16 protein-coding genes and 1 tRNA gene are annotated in these 17,050 nt (G+C 71.2%); 12 read left to right on the top strand and 5 right to left on the bottom strand.

Annotated features, from left to right (window positions below; all coding sequences use genetic code 11):
* Positions 1 to 46: 46 nt before the first annotated feature.
* From paaA to ACFYYF_RS16600, 6 genes are all read left to right on the top strand, one after another.
* Positions 47 to 1,087: a 1,2-phenylacetyl-CoA epoxidase subunit PaaA gene (gene paaA / locus ACFYYF_RS16625; RefSeq protein ID WP_361688434.1), complete on the top strand. Its 1,041-nt coding sequence runs from the start codon at positions 47 to 49 to the stop codon at positions 1,085 to 1,087.
* Entirely contained in the window at positions 1,084 to 1,371 is a 288-nt protein-coding gene (gene paaB / locus ACFYYF_RS16620) for a 1,2-phenylacetyl-CoA epoxidase subunit PaaB (protein WP_164372737.1), read from the top strand. Before paaA ends, paaB begins: the two co-directional genes overlap by 4 nt.
* On the top strand, positions 1,368 to 2,087 hold the full coding sequence (paaC, locus tag ACFYYF_RS16615) for a 1,2-phenylacetyl-CoA epoxidase subunit PaaC (protein ID WP_365479020.1): 720 nt from the start codon (positions 1,368 to 1,370) through the stop codon (positions 2,085 to 2,087). The genes paaB and paaC overlap by 4 nt, the downstream gene beginning before the upstream one ends.
* On the top strand, positions 2,081 to 2,608 hold the full coding sequence (gene paaD, locus ACFYYF_RS16610) for a 1,2-phenylacetyl-CoA epoxidase subunit PaaD (RefSeq protein WP_361688427.1): 528 nt from the start codon (positions 2,081 to 2,083) through the stop codon (positions 2,606 to 2,608). Before paaC ends, paaD begins: the two co-directional genes overlap by 7 nt.
* A complete protein-coding gene (paaE, locus tag ACFYYF_RS16605) occupies positions 2,608 to 3,672 on the top strand; it encodes a 1,2-phenylacetyl-CoA epoxidase subunit PaaE (protein WP_388776157.1) in 1,065 nt (354 codons plus the stop codon). Before paaD ends, paaE begins: the two co-directional genes overlap by 1 nt.
* A 230-nt stretch (positions 3,673 to 3,902) precedes the next feature.
* Positions 3,903 to 5,036 (top strand): acyl-CoA dehydrogenase family protein, encoded by a 1,134-nt coding sequence (locus ACFYYF_RS16600; RefSeq protein ID WP_388776154.1) that lies wholly within the window; start codon positions 3,903 to 3,905, stop codon positions 5,034 to 5,036.
* Positions 5,037 to 5,191: 155 nt separating this feature from the next.
* On the opposite strand, the gene ACFYYF_RS16595 is transcribed toward ACFYYF_RS16600, so the two are convergent.
* The 4 genes from ACFYYF_RS16595 to ACFYYF_RS16580 form a co-directional block, all read right to left on the bottom strand.
* Positions 5,192 to 5,539, bottom strand: a complete 348-nt coding sequence (locus tag ACFYYF_RS16595; protein WP_361688417.1) for a rhodanese-like domain-containing protein — start codon at positions 5,537 to 5,539, stop codon at positions 5,192 to 5,194.
* Positions 5,540 to 5,572: 33 nt separating this feature from the next.
* Positions 5,573 to 6,622 (bottom strand): hypothetical protein, encoded by a 1,050-nt coding sequence (locus tag ACFYYF_RS16590; RefSeq protein ID WP_388776151.1) that lies wholly within the window; start codon positions 6,620 to 6,622, stop codon positions 5,573 to 5,575.
* Positions 6,623 to 6,766: 144 nt separating this feature from the next.
* The gene (locus tag ACFYYF_RS16585) at positions 6,767 to 8,362 is read right to left on the bottom strand and encodes a DUF2252 domain-containing protein (protein ID WP_388776148.1); all 1,596 of its coding nucleotides are present in this window, start codon (positions 8,360 to 8,362) and stop codon (positions 6,767 to 6,769) included.
* Between the two features lie 187 nt (positions 8,363 to 8,549).
* Positions 8,550 to 8,912 carry a winged helix-turn-helix transcriptional regulator gene (locus tag ACFYYF_RS16580; protein ID WP_388776145.1) on the bottom strand — a complete coding sequence of 121 codons (363 nt, stop codon included), beginning with the start codon at positions 8,910 to 8,912 and terminating at the stop codon, positions 8,550 to 8,552.
* A 299-nt stretch (positions 8,913 to 9,211) separates the two neighbouring features.
* On the opposite strand from ACFYYF_RS16580, the gene ACFYYF_RS16575 reads away from it, so the two are divergent.
* A complete protein-coding gene (locus ACFYYF_RS16575; RefSeq protein ID WP_388776142.1) occupies positions 9,212 to 9,862 on the top strand; it encodes an FMN-dependent NADH-azoreductase in 651 nt (216 codons plus the stop codon).
* Positions 9,863 to 10,364: 502 nt separating this feature from the next.
* Here ACFYYF_RS16575 and ACFYYF_RS16570 read toward each other — a convergent pair.
* A tRNA-Leu gene (locus ACFYYF_RS16570) sits at positions 10,365 to 10,451 on the bottom strand.
* A 607-nt stretch (positions 10,452 to 11,058) separates the two neighbouring features.
* Here ACFYYF_RS16570 and ACFYYF_RS16565 point away from each other — a divergent pair.
* From ACFYYF_RS16565 to ACFYYF_RS16545, 5 genes are all read left to right on the top strand, one after another.
* Entirely contained in the window at positions 11,059 to 11,901 is an 843-nt protein-coding gene (locus ACFYYF_RS16565) for a DUF3662 and FHA domain-containing protein (RefSeq protein WP_361688404.1), read from the top strand.
* Between the two features lie 10 nt (positions 11,902 to 11,911).
* Entirely contained in the window at positions 11,912 to 12,433 is a 522-nt protein-coding gene (locus tag ACFYYF_RS16560; protein ID WP_361688401.1) for an FHA domain-containing protein, read from the top strand.
* Positions 12,434 to 12,553: 120 nt separating this feature from the next.
* Complete coding sequence (locus ACFYYF_RS16555) at positions 12,554 to 14,092, top strand: Stp1/IreP family PP2C-type Ser/Thr phosphatase (RefSeq protein WP_365479000.1); 1,539 nt, start codon at positions 12,554 to 12,556, stop codon at positions 14,090 to 14,092.
* A 26-nt stretch (positions 14,093 to 14,118) separates the two neighbouring features.
* On the top strand, positions 14,119 to 15,564 hold the full coding sequence (locus ACFYYF_RS16550; protein ID WP_361688396.1) for an FtsW/RodA/SpoVE family cell cycle protein: 1,446 nt from the start codon (positions 14,119 to 14,121) through the stop codon (positions 15,562 to 15,564).
* A complete protein-coding gene (locus tag ACFYYF_RS16545) occupies positions 15,561 to 17,042 on the top strand; it encodes a peptidoglycan D,D-transpeptidase FtsI family protein (RefSeq protein WP_388776138.1) in 1,482 nt (493 codons plus the stop codon). The genes ACFYYF_RS16550 and ACFYYF_RS16545 overlap by 4 nt, the downstream gene beginning before the upstream one ends.
* Positions 17,043 to 17,050: the final 8 nt, after the last annotated feature.

The following is a 17,050-nucleotide window of genomic DNA, read 5'->3' as shown; positions in this document are numbered from 1 at the left end:
GACCGAACGATCGGTCGGTCGGGAGCGAGAGGTCGAGGGGGACCGCATGGCGACAGCATCAGCGCACCACACGGCCCGCACACAAGCGGACGAAGCCGCCGACGAAGCCGCGCGCACAGCGGCGTACGAGGTCGTCTTCGACGCCGCGGTGGCGGCCGACGAACGCATCGAGCCCCGCGACTGGATGCCCGACGCCTACCGCTCCACCCTGGTCCGCCAGATCGCGCAGCACGCCCACTCCGAGATCATCGGCATGCAGCCCGAGGCCAACTGGATCACGCGCGCGCCCTCGCTGCGCCGCAAGGCGATCCTGATGGCGAAGGTCCAGGACGAGGCGGGACACGGGCTGTATCTGTACAGCGCGGCCGAGACGCTCGGCGTCGGCCGTGACGAGCTGCTGGACAAGCTGCACTCCGGCCGCCAGAAGTACTCGTCGATCTTCAACTACCCGACGCTGACATGGGCGGACGTCGGCGCCATCGGTTGGCTCGTGGACGGCGCGGCGATCACCAACCAGGTCCCCCTGTGCCGCTGCTCGTACGGCCCATATGCGCGCGCCATGATCCGCGTGTGCAAGGAGGAGTCCTTCCACCAGCGCCAGGGGTACGAGCTGCTGCTGGCCCTGAGCCAGGGCACCCCCGAGCAGCACGCGATGGCGCAGGACGCGGTCGACCGCTGGTGGTGGCCCTCCCTGATGATGTTCGGCCCGCCCGACGACGAGTCCTCGCACTCGGCCCAGTCGATGGCGTGGAAGATCAAGCGCCACTCGAACGACGAGCTGCGCCAGCGCTTCGTCGACATCGCCGTCCCCCAGGCCGAATCGCTCGGCCTGACCCTGCCCGACCCCGACCTCGTGTGGAACGAGGAGCGCGGACACCACGACTTCGGCGCCATCGACTGGACGGAGTTCTGGGACGTCCTCAAGGGCAACGGCCCGTGCAACGACCAGCGGATCACCCAGCGCCGGCGCGCCCACGAGGAGGGCGCCTGGGTGCGGGAGGCGGCCGCGGCGTACGCGGACAAGCACACGAGCCAGGCCGTCGGCTCGACGAGCACGACCGGTGAGACAGGAGCGACCCGAGCATGACGAACACCGACTGGCCGCTGTGGGAGGTCTTCGTGCGCTCGCGCCGGGGACTGTCGCACACCCACGCCGGCAGCCTGCACGCGCCGGACGCCGAACTGGCCCTGCGCAACGCCCGCGATCTGTACACCCGCCGCGGCGAGGGCGTGTCGATCTGGGTCGTCCCGTCCGCCGCCGTCACGGCCTCCTCGCCCGACGAGAAGGACCCGTTCTTCGAGCCGTCCGCGGACAAGCCCTACCGCCACCCGACGTTCTACGAGATCCCGGAAGGGGTGAAGCACCTGTGACTCTCACCGTGAACACCGCGGCCGCCCTGGCCCTCGCCGACGACGCCCTGGTGCTCTCGCACCGCCTGGGGGAGTGGGCCGGCCACGCGCCCGTCCTCGAAGAGGAAGTCGCCCTGGCCAACATCGCGCTGGACCTGCTCGGCCAGGCCCGCGTGCTGCTGTCCATGGCCGGCGACGAGGACGAGCTGGCCTACCTCCGCGAGGAGCGCGCCTTCCGCAACCTCCAGCTCGTCGAGCAGCCGAACGGCGACTTCGCGCACACCATCGCCCGGCAGCTCTACTTCTCCACCTACCAGCGACTCCTTTACGCGCACCTGGCCTCCGGGGACAGCGAGTTCGCCCCGCTCGCGGCCAAGGCAGTCAAGGAGGTCGCCTACCACCAGGACCACGCCGAGCAGTGGACCCTGCGCCTCGGCGACGGCACGGACGAGAGCCACGAGCGGATGGACCGGGCGTGCCGCGCGCTGTGGCGCTTCACCGGCGAGATGTTCCAGCCGCTGGACGGCGTCGGCGTCGACTGGGACGGACTCCGCGCCGCGTGGACGGAGTCCGTGGAGGCCACGCTGCGCCGGGCGACGCTGACCGTCCCCGAGGGCCCGCAGACCGGGGCCTGGGCGGCCGGCGCCGGACGCCAGGGCCTGCACACCGAGTCCTTCGGGCGGATGCTCGCCGAGATGCAGCACCTGCACCGCAGCCACCCGGGGGCGTCATGGTGACGACCACGGCCGTGGAGGAGGAGCTGCGCAGGCTGGCCGGCTCCGTTCTCGACCCCGAGCTGCCCGTTCTCACCCTGGACGACCTCGGCGTCCTGCGCGCCGTCCACCTCCGCGGCACGGACAGCGTCGAGGTCGAGCTGACCCCGACCTACACCGGCTGCCCGGCCGTCGAGGCCATGTCCATGGACATCGAGCGGGTGCTCCACGAACACGGCATCCGCGAGGTGTCCGTGCGGACGGTGCTCAGCCCCGCCTGGTCGACCGACGACATCTCGGACGAAGGCCGCCGCAAACTGCGGGAGTTCGGCATAGCGCCGCCTCGCGGCGGACGCCCCGCCGGACCGGTGGCCCTCGACCTGGGTCCGACCCGGACACGCACGGACGAGCTCGACCCCGTCCGCTGCCCGGCCTGCGGATCGGCCGACACCGAACTGCTCAGCCGCTTCTCCTCCACCGCGTGCAAGGCGCTGCGCCGCTGTCTGTCCTGCCGCGAACCGTTCGACCACTTCAAGGAGCTGTGATGGCCCGCTTCCACCCGCTCACGGTGGCCGCGGTCGACCGGATCACCGACGACGCCGTGGCCCTGACCTTCGCGGTGCCCGCGGAGCTGCGCGAGGACTACCGGCACGCCGCCGGCCAGCATCTGGCCCTGCGCCGCACGGTCGACGGCACAGAGATCCGCCGCACGTACTCCATCTGCTCGCCGGCGCCCTCCCCCGCCGGCGAGGCGCCGGTCACCCTGAAGGTCGGCGTGCGCCTGGTCGACGGCGGCGCGTTCTCGACGTACGCGCTCAAGGAGATCGCCGTCGGCGACACGGTGGAGGTGATGATTCCGGCGGGACGCTTCACGCTGGAGCCCTCACCCGGCCTGTACGCGGCGGTGGTGGGCGGCAGCGGGATCACCCCCGTGCTGTCGATCGTCTCGACCCTGCTGGCGCGGGAGCCGGACGCGAGCTTCTGCCTGATCCGCAGCGACCGCACGTCGGCCTCGACGATGTTCCTGGAGGAGGTCGCCGACCTCAAGGACCGCTATCCGCAGCGGTTCCAGCTCGTGACGGTCCTCTCCCGGGAGGAGCAGCAGGCCGGGCTGCCGTCGGGCCGGCTCGACCAGGAGCGGCTCGCCTCGCTGCTTCCGGCGCTGCTGCCCGTTGACCGGGTGGCGGGATGGTTCCTGTGCGGGCCGATGGGGCTCGTCCAGGGCGCCGAGCGGGCGCTGCGCGGGCTCGGGGTGTCCCGGACGCGGATCCACGAGGAGATCTTCCACGTGGACGCCGGCACGACCACCGCTTCCGCCGTACCGGCTCCCGCGCACAGCACGGTCACCGCTCGGCTCGACGGACGCGGCGGCACCTGGCCCGTCCAGGACGGCGAGTCGCTGCTGGACGCGGTCCTGCGCAACCGCCCGGACGCCCCCTACGCCTGCAAGGGCGGCGTGTGCGGCACCTGCCGGGCGTTCCTGGTCTCGGGCGAGGTGCGGATGGACCGCAACTTCGCGCTGGAACCCGAGGAGACGGAGGCCGGGTACGTACTGGCCTGCCAGTCCCATCCCGCCACGGAGAAGGTCGAGTTGGACTTCGACCGCTGAGCCGGACTCCCCGCCACCGAATCGAACGCCGCCGCGTCGGACGCCGAACGCCGGGAAGGCCCCGGCCGCCGGCACGAAGACCCGGCCGCCGATACGCGGGCCGGGCCGCCGGGAGGGGAGTGACCGATCGTCGGCCGTTCCCTTCTCGTAGAACCTGTTCTATCTTGACGCACCGTCAGATCAGGCTGTCCGTCTGATCGTTGGTCCGGTGTGCGCGGGAGGACGGGATCGTGGACTTCACCTTCACCGAGGAGCAGCAGGCGGCGGCCGAGGCGGCACGGGGGGTGTTCGCCGGAGTCTCCCCCGACGGGGTGCCCAGCCCCGCGCTCACCGCGGGCGCCGTGGCCGAGGACTTCGACCGGCCCCTGTGGGCGAGGCTCGCCGAGGCGGACCTGCTGAGCCTGCTGCTCGACGAGGAGGCCGGCGGGGCGGGCCTGGACGCGATCGCGCTGTGTCTGGTGCTGCGGGAGTCGGCGAAGGTGCTGGCACGGGTGCCGCTGCTGGAGAACAGCGCGGCGACGGCGGCCGTACGGCGCTACAGCGGCGAGGAGTTGAGGGCGGAGCTGCCGGCGCGGGCCGGCCGGGGCGAACTCGTGCTGACGGTCGCCGCCAACGGCAGGACCGGACACGACCCGGCCGAACGCGCCGTGACCGCGCGGCGGGACGGCACCGGGTGGGTCCTCGACGGCGTGCAGACGGCGATCCCCTGGGCCCTGGACGCCGACTTCGTCGTCGTGCCCGCGCACACGGACGCCGACCTGACCGTCCTCGCCCTGATCCCCCGCGACCACGAAGGGGCCGTGCTCGCCGAGCAGTTCTCCACCACCGGCGAGCGGCTCGGCGAACTGCGCCTGGAGTCCGCCCGGATCGCCGACCGGTATGTCGTCGCCGCGCCGGGGGCCTGGGAGTGGCTGCGCGACCTGCTGACGACCGGCACCTGCGCGCTGGCACTCGGGCTCGGGGAGGAAGTGCTCCGGATGACGAGCGCGTACACGAGCAAGCGGGAGCAGTTCGGGTTCCCCGTCGCCACGTTCCAGGCGGTCGCCGTCCAGGCCGCCGACCGCTACATCGACCTGCGCGCGATGGAGGCGACGCTCTGGCAGGCCGCGTGGCGGATCAGCACGGGAGCGGGCGGCGCGCTCCCGGCCGCGGGTGATGTGGCGGTCGCCAAGATCTGGGCGTCCGAAGGAGTCCGCCGGGTCGTGCAGACCGCCCAGCATCTGCACGGAGGGTTCGGCGCCGACACCGAGTACGCGCTGCACCGGTACCACGCCTGGGCCAAGTACCTGGAGCTGTCGCTCGGCCCGGCCGCGGCGCACGAGGAAGCGCTGGGCGACCTGCTGGCCGCACACGCCCTGGGGTGACGGCACCCGGCCCTCCGGCCGCTCCGGCTCCCGCTCCCGCCCCCGCCCCCGCCCCCGGGGTGAACGGAGCCCGAGGTGAGCCCTCCCGGGTAAGGGAAGAGAGTCGGCCGCCGGTACTCCGGGCGTTCCGGCTCCCCCGAGTGAGCGGGCTCTGGCTACAGGACGGAGCCGGGCTCGCCCTTGGCGTTCACGACCGGGCGGCCGACGGCCTCCCAGGTCTGCATGCCGCCCTCGACGTTCGCGGCGTCGATGCCCTGCTGGACCAGGTACATGGTGACCTGGGCGGAACGCCCGCCGGAGCGGCAGATCACGTTGACCCGGCCGTCCTGCGGCGCCGCCTCGGTCAGCTCGCCGAAACGGGCCACGAAGTCGCTCATGGGGATGTGCAGGGCCCCCTGGGCGTGACCTGCCTCCCACTCGTCGTCCTCCCGGACGTCCAGCAGGAAGTCGTCGACCGCGAGATTGTCGACCCCGACCGTGGGCACACCAGCTCCGAAACTCATGCCTCCGACGCTACCCGACCGCGCCGGTGAAGCTCAGGGAGCCTGGGCGATCAGCGCCGCCAGCTCGTGCTCGCGCTCGCCGACCTGCGTGATCAGTTGCTCGGCGATCTCCTCCAGGAGACGGTCCGGGTCTTCCGGGGCCAGCTTGAGCATGGCGCCGATGGCGCTCTCCTCCAGCTCGCGGGCGACCAGCGTGAGCATCTCCTTGCGCTGGGAAAGCCATTCGAGACGGGCGTAGAGCTCCTCGCTGCGGCTCGGCTTCCACTCCTCGGGCGTGGGACCGGCGGCCCACTCCGCGGCCAGCTCCCGGAGCAACGCCTCGTCGCCCCTGGCGTACGCGGTGTTCACCCGGGCGATGAACTCGTCACGCCGCTTGCGCTCGGTGTCGTCCTGCGCGAGATCCGGGTGGGCCTTGCGGACCAGCTCGCGGAAGAGCTTGCGGGCCTCCTCGCTGGGACGCACGCGCTGCGGCGGCCGGACGGGCTGGTCGGTGAGCATGGCCACGGCCTCGGGGAACAGGCCGTCCGAGTCCATCCAGCCGTGGAACAGCTCCTCGACACCGGGCATGGGCATGACCCGCGCCCGCGCCTCGTGCGCCTTGAATATGTCCTCCGGGTCGCCGGTGAGCGACGCGCGCGCCTCGGCGATCTGGGCCTCCAGTTCGTCGAGCCGGGAGTACATGGGACCGAGCTTCTGGTGGTGCAGCCGGGAGAAGTTGTCGACCTCGACGCGGAAGGTCTCCACGGCGATCTCGAACTCGATCAACGCCTGCTCGGCCGCCCGCACGGCCCGCTCGAGGCGCGCCTCGGGCCGGTCCTCAGCGTCCGGAGCCGGGCTCACGCCCTCGCCGTCCCGGGCCCCGGCCTGCTCCTCGGGCCGGCCCTCGCCCTGTTCCGCCGTCGCGGAGCCGGACCGGGAGCCGGACGGAGCGCCGGAAGCGGCGGCCGTGCCCTCCGCGTCCGTGCCGCGGCCGTCGTCGCCGGGGGCGGCATGGGGCGTCGTGCCCTGCGGGGCGCCCGAGTGTTCCCGGCCCCCCTCGGAGGCGGGCTCGGACTGGCTCTGATCGGCTTCCGGGGTCGTCACCCGACCAGCGTAGGCCACACTCCCCCGGGGCTCACTGCCTTCCCCGCCCCTACAGCCACCTGACCGGCCGCAACGACCCCATTGACCCCAACCACCCCGATCATCCCGACCCCGGAAACCCGCACCGGCCGCCGGCCTCCTCGGTCACACTCCCGGTTCGGAAGCGATCCGTCCGCCGCGGACCGCTGCCGTCAGGGCCCCGTGGTCCGCCTCCGTGCGGTCCGCGTAGGCGACGGCGAAGGTGGCGACGGCCTCGTCCAGCTCCTCGCCCTTGCCGCAGTAGCCGGCGATCAGACGCGGGTCGACGCTGTGGCTGTGGGCGCGTGCCAGCAGAGCTCCGGTCATGCGTCCGTAGTCGTCGATGTGGTCGGCGGGCAGCGCGGCTGGGTCGACACTGCCCTTGCGGTTGCGGAACTGGCGCACCTGGTAGGGCAGACCGTCGACCGAGGTCCAGCCGAGAAGGTTGTCGCTGACGACCTGCATGCGCTTCTGGCCGAGGACGACTCTGCGGCCCTCGTGGGACGGCTCGGGCACCGGATGGCCGATGGTCGCCAGGTGCGGGAGCAGTGCCGAGGCGCGGGCCTCCTTGACCTGGAGGACCAGGGGTTCCCCGCGGTGGTCCAGGAGCAGCACGACGTACGAGCGGGTGCCGACGCTGCCGGTGCCGACGACGCGGAAGGCGACGTCGTGCACCGCGTAGCGGGCGAGCAGGGGGAGGCGGTCCTCGGAGAGCGTCGTCAGATAGTGCTCCAGGGACGCCGCGACCGCGGCCGCCTCCTGGTCGGGAACGCGGCGCAGCACGGGCGCCGCGTCGACGAAGCGGCGGCCGCCGCCCTCCACGGCCTCCGTCGACTTGGCGGCGAAGCGTCCGCTGGTGTTGGCCCGCGCCTTCTCGGAGACCCGCTCCAGGGTGCCGAGGAGGTCGTGGGAGTCGGTGTGCGAGACGAGTTCCTCGTCGGCGATGGCGTTCCAGGCGTCCAGCACCGGCAGCTTGGCCAGCAGGCGCATGGTCCGGCGGTACGCGCCCACACAGTCGTGCGCGGCCGAGCGGCAGGTGTCCTCGTCGGCTCCGGCCTCCCGGCCCGCGAGCACGAGCGAGGTGGCGAGCCGCTTGAGGTCCCATTCCCAGGGGCCGTACACCGTCTCGTCGAAGTCGTTCAGGTCGATGACCAGGCCGCCGCGCGCGTCCCCGTACAGGCCGAAGTTCGCCGCGTGCGCGTCGCCGCAGATCTGGGCGCTCACGCCGGTCATCGGGGTGCGGGCGAGGTCGTGGGCCATGAGGCCGGCGCTGCCGCGCAGGAACGCGAAGGGTGTGGCCGCCATCCTGCCGACCCTTATCGGGGTGAGACCGGGGATCCGGCCCCGGTTGGACTCCTCGACCGCGGTCACGGCGTCCGGCCGGTCGGCGTCCACCAGGAACTCCGCGTGCGCCGCGCGCGGGACCCGCCCGCGCAGGGCCTTCCCCTCTTCCTTGGGTGAGCCCTTCACCGGCCAGGCGGCGAACCCCGGAACCGCGAACCCGCGGGCCCCGAACGCCTCGGCCACCGGTCCGCCTCCGGCCACCGCGGGGCTGCCCCCGGCCACCGGCCCGTCCTCGGGCGAAAGGCTCTGCCCGGACTCCGGCACCACCACGCCCGCGGCCTGGCCGGCATCGCCGTCCCGCCGCGACGGCTCGGTCCGCCCGGCCCCTCCCGCCGGCGCCGTCCGCCGTTCCGCCCCCGCTGTACCGACCTCGGCCATCACGACCGCCTCCCCCGCGCACGAACATCAACTCGTGCTGACCGTACAGCCGGTCGCGAGAACGCGTCAGACCCTGTGGACAACTCCGCCGGCACCGCACGCGACGGGCCGGCGAACCCGCCCCGGGAGCGCGTTCCGGAGCCCGGCAGAAGCGTCGCCGTCATCGCACGAGGGCAAGGCCGGGCCACTACGGCACCCGGCAGGGCCCGCTCTCCGGCAGGTACCGCTCCGCCCAGGAGCCCAGCTCCTTGAGGGCCGGTTCCAGCGCCGCGCCCGCGTCCGTCAGGGCGTAGGAGACGCGCAGCGGCGGGCCCTCGTCGACGTTGCGGACGACCAGACCGGCCGCGCCGAGTTCGGTGAGCCGGTCCGAGAGCATCCGCTCGCTGATGCCGGGGATCGCTCTGCGCAGGTCGGCGAAGTGGACGGGGTGCTGCATCAGGACCGCGACGACGAGACCCGTCCATCGTTTTCCGAGCAGCGTGAAGACACGGGTCATGCCGTCGTCGACCTTCTGGCACGGCCCCGCGTCGTGGCTTCCCGGTAGTGGCATGCCTCCAGGGTACTGCGCCTCCACAAGGGGATGAAAAAAAGTAAGTAGCTGTGTTATCTCTAGTTAGCGACGAAAGAGAAGCCCGCCAGGGCGACTCGGCTCCCTGCGACAGCTCTGCCCCGATCCGGTTCACACCCCCACCAGGACCCGGCCCGAAGCGGAACCTCGGAGCCCGCTCGGGCCCGACCCGGCCCGGGAATCCGGCGCCGCACCCGGAACCGACCCATCCGGCCACCCCGGCGCCGACACCACATACACATCTATAAGCCCACATACACCTCTTTTGCCTGGAGATCATCATGGCCACCCTGCTCCACATCGACTCGTCCGCCTCCCCGTCCGGCGTCTCCGTCTCGCGCAACGTGACGGACGCCTTCCGCGCGGCCTGGCAGGAGCAGCACCCCGACGGCACGGTCGTCCACCGCGACCTCGCCGCCCACCCCGTGCCGCACATCACCGCCGACGCCCACTCCGCCGGTTTCGCCGCCCCGGACACCCACACCCCCGGGCAGGCCGAGGCCTTCGCCGCACGCCTGAAGCTGATCGAGGAGGTGGAGAACGCGGACGCGATCCTGATCGGCGCCCCCATGTACAACTTCTCCATCCCCTCGACCCTCAAGGCGTGGCTGGACAACGTCATCCTCATCGGGCGCACCGCCATGACGGAGGAGTCGGCGATCAAGGGCACCCCGGTCACCGTCGTCGCCAGCCGCGGCGGCTCGTACGCGCCGGGCACCCCGCGCGAAGGCTTCGAGTACGTGCAGAACTACCTGCAGGCCGTGCTGGGCGACATGCTCGCCCTGGACGTCGAGTTCATCGTCCCGGAGCTCACCATGGCCCCGCACAACCCGGCGATGGCCGACCTGGTCCCGCTCTTCGAGGCGTCCCGGAGCAAGGCCCTCGACGAGGCGGCGGCCCGGGCCAAGAAGGCCGCGGCGCACGCCGCCTGACACCGGAACCCGGCGCCGCCGCCTGATCCCACTGATCCCGGCACCCGGTCGACGCGGCCGCTGCCGCGCCCACCCGACACAACACAGCGCGGAACGGCACCGCGCAGAACGGCACGGCACAGAACGGCACAGCGCGGCACGGCGGTACGGCGTCGCACAGCCCCGCAGGGCCCGGTTTCCGGCCCCTGCGGGGCTGTTCCGTGTCCCACGGGCGTCCGGGTTCATGAACGCCCGTTCACGGGCCGGGGGTCACGCACGGGCGTCCACCGGCCGCCGCCCCGCCGGCTCCCCGCCGATTCCCCGGCACGTGCGTGAGAGCATCGTCACACTTCACAGCGCCCCCGGCCGTCCGCGCGACCCACGACGACCGGCACCACCCGGCACGCGACATGGCGCGAGGACCCGAGAAGGCCCGCGGAGGCCCTCTCCCGGGAGGAGCGCGGCGCAAGCGTCCCAGACAACGCGAAAGCCCCTCAGGTCGATGACCTGAGGGGCTTTCGGCTGGTGCGCGAGGGGGGAGTTGAACCCCCACGCCCTTGCGGGCACTGGAACCTGAATCCAGCGCGTCTGCCTATTCCGCCACCCGCGCATTGGGTGTGTCTTCCGTCTCCCGCTTTGCCGCGAGCGCCTTCCGACATGCAGAAGATTAGCACGCTGCCAGGGGTGGAATCACATCCCTTTCCCCCGCCCCTCCCTCCCGCGCACCGGCCGCACCGCAGGCCCGGCCGGCCACGGCCCGCGCGGGCCCGGCGCCCTTGCCCCGCCCGGCCTCCCGGCCACGGACGGCTCCGCGTCAGGCGCCGGCCGGCTCCTCACCTGCACCCCGGCACCCGTCACACGTTTCAGAGAGAACCGGTTCACGTATCAACCTCGTACCGGTCCAGCGCATCTCCCCAGGAGTCGGACGGGCCGCACAGTCAGGTGCGGGACACTGGTCCTGGGGCGCCTCTACGATCCATGGCAGAAGCAGTGCCGGGAAGAGTTCGAAGAGGGGCCTCTCAGGGAACTTCGGGAGGGGACTTCGGAAGGTGTCGACAACCCGTCGACCGTGCCGACAGGGGGAACCAGCCGATTTCCCGACGCGTGGATACGATCAGTAAGCAGTACCAGCAAGGCCGGGTAGGCCGGCTGGTCCAGCAGGGCCGGAAAGACGACAGCAAGCTGTACCAGGACGGCAACGACGGAGGAGGTGCCCCATGGGAGTCCTGAAGAAGTTCGAGCAGCGTCTCGAAGGTCTGGTCAACGGCACCTTCGCCAAGGTGTTCAAGTCCGAGGTCCAGCCCGTGGAGATCGCCGGAGCGCTGCAGCGCGAGTGCGACAACAACGCCACGATCTGGAACCGCGACCGGACCGTCGTCCCGAACGACTTCATCGTCGAGCTGAGCACGCCCGACTTCGAGCGCCTCAGCCCCTACTCCGGACAGCTCGGCGACGAGCTCGCCGGAATGGTCCGCGACTACGCCAAGCAGCAGCGCTACACCTTCATGGGCCCCATCAAGGTCCACCTGGAGAAGGCGGACGACCTCGACACCGGCCTGTACCGGGTCCGCAGCCGTACGCTCGCCTCCTCCGCCAACCAGCAGTCTCCCGAGCGCGCCCCCGCGGGCCCCGCCCCGGCGGGCCCCCGCGGAGCCCAGGGTGGCTACGGCTACCCGCCCTCGGCCGCTCCCCCCATGCCTTCCGCACCGCCGCCCGGCGGCCGTCCGGGCGCGGCACCCATGGGTGCCCGGCCCCCGGCCGGCCCGGCCGCGGGCGGCCGTATGCGGCACTGGGTCGAGATCAATGGCTCACGCCATCAGATCTCCCGCCCGACGCTGGTGCTGGGCCGCAGCACCGAAGCCGACGTGCGGATCGACGACCCCGGCGTATCGCGCCGGCACTGTGAGATCCGGACCGGAACGCCCTCGACGATCCAGGATCTCGGGTCCACCAACGGCATCGTGGTGGACGGGCAGCACACCACCCGCGCTACGCTCCGCGACGGCTCGCGGATCGTCGTGGGCAGCACCACCATCATTTACCGGCAAGCCGAAGGGTGAAGCGGGGGCAATGTCAGAGCTGACCCTCACGGTCATGCGGCTGGGTTTCCTGGCCGTACTGTGGCTGTTCGTGATCGTGGCCGTGCAGGTCATCCGCAGCGACCTGTTCGGAACGCGCGTCACACAGCGCGGCTCGCGCAGGGAAGCCGCGAGGCCCCAGCAGGCCGCGCGACAGGCCGCGCCTCCGCAGCAGCGCCAGCAGCAGGCGCCCGCCGGCGGCGGTCGGCAGCGCCGTGGCGCACCGTCCAAGCTGGTCGTCTCGGAGGGCACCCTCACGGGCACCACCGTGGCGCTCCAGGGCCAGACCATCACCCTGGGACGGGCGCACGACAGCACCATCGTGCTGGACGACGACTACGCGTCCAGCCGGCATGCCAGGATCTACCCCGACCGGGACGGCCAGTGGATCGTCGAGGACCTCGGCTCCACCAACGGCACGTATCTCGACCGGAGCCGGCTGACGACCCCGACGCCCGTTCCGCTGGGCGCGCCGATCCGCATCGGCAAGACCGTCATCGAGCTGCGGAAGTAGTACGACAATGAGCGAGCGGAGCGAGCACGCAGCGGCGGTCCACACAAGGGACCCCGGCGCGCTCCCGACCGGAGGGTGGGCACCGTGCGGATGTACCCGGAGCCGACGGGCGAGGTGCGCATGAGTCTGTCACTGCGCTTCGCCGCCGGATCGCACAAAGGCATGATCCGCGAGGGCAACGAGGACTCGGGCTACGCCGGTCCCCGTCTGCTCGCGATCGCCGACGGGATGGGCGGCCAGGCCGCCGGTGAGGTCGCCAGCTCCGAGGTGATCTCCACCATCGTCGCGCTCGACGACGACGTGCCCGGATCCGACATCCTCACCTCGCTCGGCACCGCCGTGCAGCGTGCCAACGACCAGCTCCGGCTGATGGTCGAGGAGGACCCGCAGCTCGAGGGCATGGGCACCACGCTCACCGCCCTGCTGTGGACCGGCCAGCGGCTCGGTCTCGTGCACGTCGGCGACTCCCGCGCGTACCTGCTGCGGGACGGCGTCCTCACGCAGATCACGCAGGACCACACCTGGGTGCAGCGCCTCGTCGACGAGGGCCGCATCACCGAGGAGGAGGCCACCACCCACCCGCAGCGCTCCCTGCTGATGCGCGCGCTGGGCAGTGGCGACCACGTCGAACCCGACCTCTCGATCCGCGAGGTCCGCGCCGGCGACCGGTACCTGATCTGCTCCGACGGCCTCAGCGGCGTCGTCTCCCACCAGACGATGGAAGACACCCTCGCCAGCTACCAGGGCCCGCAGGAGACCGTGCAGGAGCTCATCCAGCTCGCGCTGCGCGGCGGCGGCCCGGACAACATCACCGTCATCGTGGCCGACGTCCTCGACATCGACTCCGGCGACACCCTCGCGGCCCAGCTCTCCGACACCCCGGTCGTCGTCGGCGCGGTCGCCGAGAACCAGCACCAGCTGCACGACAACGGCGCCATGCAGACCCCCGCCGGCCGTGCCTCCGGCCTCGGCCGGCCCGTGCCCGGACAGGGCGGCGGCGAGTTCGGCCCGCCCGGCAGCGGCGACACCACCGGCTACGTCTCCACGAACGGCTTCAGCGACTACACGGACGAGGACTTCGTGAAGCCGCGCTCCGGACGCAGGTGGCTCAAGAGATCCTTCTACGTCGTCCTGACGCTCGCCGTCATCGGCGGCGGCCTGTACGGCGGCTACCGCTGGACGCAGACGCAGTACTACGTCGGCGCCCAGGACGACCACGTCGCCCTCTACCGCGGCATCAGCCAGGACCTGGCCTGGGTCTCGCTCTCGAAGGTGGAGAAGAACCACCCCGAGATCGAACTCAAGTACCTGCCGCCGTACCAGCAGCAGCAGGTCAAGGCGACCATCACCGAGGGCGGCCTCGCCGACGCGCAGCGCAAGATCGACGAACTCGCCGTGCAGGCCTCCGCCTGCCGCAAGGACGCCCAGCGCCGCGCCGCCGAGAGCCAGAACAGCGCGAAACCCAGTTCCGCCAAGGCCGACGGGACCACGGGAACCACAAAGACCTCTCTGACGTCCAAGGCCACGTCCAGCCCGAGCCCGACCCCGTCGAGCTCGGAACCTTCGTCCTCCAAGTCCACGACCGCACCCACTCCCACACCCGGCCCCAGCCTCTCCGACGAGGAGCAGAAGCTGGTCTCGCTGTGCGGTAAGCAGTAAGAAGCCGTGAGGGGCCCTGTCACACGATGAGCAGTAGTACGAACACGCCGACACACCACACGTCCACGATCGGATCGATCGGCACACCGAGCCGACGCAACACCGAACTGGCCTTGCTGGTGTTCGCCGTCGTCATCCCGGTGTTCGCCTACGCCAACGTGGGCCTCGCCATCGACGACAAGGTGCCCACGGGCCTGCTGAGCTACGGCCTCGGCCTCGGCCTGCTGGCCGGCGTCGCCCACCTCGCGGTACGCAAGTTCGCCCCGTACGCGGACCCGCTGCTGCTGCCGCTGGCCACGCTCCTCAACGGGCTCGGCCTGGTGATCATCTGGCGGCTCGACCAGTCGAAGCTGCTCCAGTCGATCAACCAGGCGGGCAACGCGGCACCGCGCCAGCTGCTGTACACCGCGCTGGCCATCGCCCTGTTCGTCGCCGTGCTGTTCTTCCTGAAGGACCACCGCGTCCTGCAGCGCTACACGTACATCTCCATGGTCGGCGCGCTGGTCCTGCTGCTGCTCCCGCTGGTCCCGGGCCTCGGTGCCAACATCTACGGCGCCAAGATCTGGATCTCGGTCGCCGGGTTCTCCATCCAGCCCGGTGAGTTCGCGAAGATCGTCCTCGCGATCTTCTTCGCCGGCTACCTGATGGTGAAGCGCGACGCGCTCGCCCTGGCCAGCCGCCGCTTCATGGGCCTCTACCTTCCCCGCGGCCGCGACCTCGGCCCGATCCTCGTGGTCTGGTTCATCTCGATCCTGATCCTGGTCTTCGAGACCGACCTCGGTACGTCGCTGCTGTTCTTCGGAATGTTCGTCATCATGCTGTACGTCGCCACCGAGCGGACCAGCTGGATCGTCTTCGGTCTGCTGATGTCCGCGGGCGGCGCGGTCGGTGTGGCGACCTTCGAACCGCACATCCAGACCCGTGTCCAGGCCTGGCTCGACCCGATGCACGAGTACCTGCTCAGCCAGTCCGGGGTCCAGGACGGCATCATCCACTCCGAGCAGGCCATGCAGGCGCTGTGGGCGTTCGGCTCCGGCGGCACCCTCGGCACCGGCCTCGGCCAGGGCCACTCCGAGCTCATCCGCTTCGCGGCCAACTCCGACTTCATCCTCGCCACGTTCGGCGAGGAGCTGGGGCTCGCCGGAGTCATGGCGATCCTGGTGCTCTACGGCCTGATCGTCGAGCGCGGCATCCGCACGGCACTGGCGGCCCGCGACCCCTTCGGCAAGCTCCTCGCCGTCGGCCTCTCCGGCGCCTTCGCCCTCCAGGTCTTCGTGGTCGCCGGCGGCGTCATGGGCCTGATCCCGCTGACCGGTATGACCATGCCCTTCCTGGCCTCCGGCGGTTCCTCCGTCATCGCCAACTGGGCGCTCGTCGGCGTACTGATCCGCATCAGCGACACCGCCCGGCGCCCGGCGCCCGCGCCCGCCCCCAGCCCCGACGCCGAGATGACCCAGGTGGTCCGCCCGTGAACAAGCCCCTGCGCCGGATCGCGATCTTCTGCGGGCTCCTCGTCCTCGCCCTGTTGCTGCGCGACAACTACATCCAGTACGTCCAGGCGGACAGCCTGCGGACGGACTCGCACAACCGCCGTGTCGCCATCGAGCGGTACGCCACCCCGCGCGGCAACATCATCGTCGACGGCAACCCCATCACCGGGGCCACCGAGACGAAGAAGAACGGCATCAACGACTTCGTCTACAAGCGCACCTACAAGGACGGCGCCATGTGGGCGCCGGTCACCGGGTACGCCTCGCAGGCCTTCGACGCCTCCCAGCTGGAGAAGCTGGACGACGGCATCCTCACCGGCAACGACGACCGGCTCTTCTTCCGCAACACCCTCGACATGGTCACGGGCAAGGCGAAGCAGGGCGGCAACGTCGTCACCACCCTCAACGCCGCCGCGCAGAAGGCGGCCTACAAGGGCCTGCTGAGCCGGGGCAAGGGCGCCGTCGCCGCGATCAACCCGCAGACCGGCGCGATCCTGGCGCTGGCCTCCACCCCGTCGTACGACCCCTCCTCCTTCGCCGGGAACACGAACGACGACGCGAAGGCCTGGAACAAGCTCCAGAAGAAGAACAACCCCGACGACCCGATGCTCAACCGGGCGCTGCGCGAGACCTACCCGCCGGGCTCCACCTTCAAGGTGGTCACCGCGGCCGCGGCCCTGGAGAACGGCCTGTACAAGTCGGCGGAGGAACACACCGACACCCCGCTGCCGTACATCCTGAAGGGCACCCGGACCGAGCTGAAGAACGAGGGGAACATCCCCTGCAAGGACGCCACCATGCGCGTCGCGCTCAAGGTGTCCTGCAACACGGTCTTCGGCAAGATCGGCGCCGACCTCGGCAAGGACAAGATGCAGGAGGAGGCCGAGAAGTTCGGCTTCAACTCCGAGCAGCTCACCCCGGTGCGCTCCAACGCCTCCGTCTTCCCCAAGAAGATGGACGACGCCCAGACCGCGCTCAGCTCCATCGGCCAGTTCGAGACCGCCGCGACCCCGCTCCAGATGGCCATGGTGGCCTCCGCCGTGGCCAACCAGGGCACGCTCATGAAGCCCTACATGGTCGACAAGCTGCAGGCCCCCAACCTGGACGTCATCTCGCAGACCGAGCCCGAGAAGCTGAGCCAGCCGCTCTCGGAGGGCAACGCCCAGATCCTGCAGTCGATGATGGAGACGGTCGTCAAGGACGGCACGGGTCAGCGGGCGCAGATCCCCGGTGTCACCGTCGGCGGCAAGACCGGTACCGCCCAGCACGGTGTCGCCAACAGTGAGAATCCTTACGCGTGGTTCATCTCCTACGCGAAGCTCCCCGACGGCAGCTCCCCGGTCGCCGTTGCGGTCGTCGTCGAGGACAGCAACGCCAGCCGCGACGACATCTCCGGTGGCGGTCTGGCCGCCCCCATCGCAAGGGACGTGATGAAGGCAGTCATCGACAGCAAGAAGTGACCCCGCTC

The sequence above is a fragment of the Streptomyces sp. NPDC001914 genome (assembly GCF_042891215.1).
GTDB lineage: Bacteria > Actinomycetota > Actinomycetes > Streptomycetales > Streptomycetaceae > Streptomyces.
The sequence above is the reverse complement of the archived record's forward strand: the minus strand, read 5'-3'. Positions and strand labels throughout refer to the sequence as shown.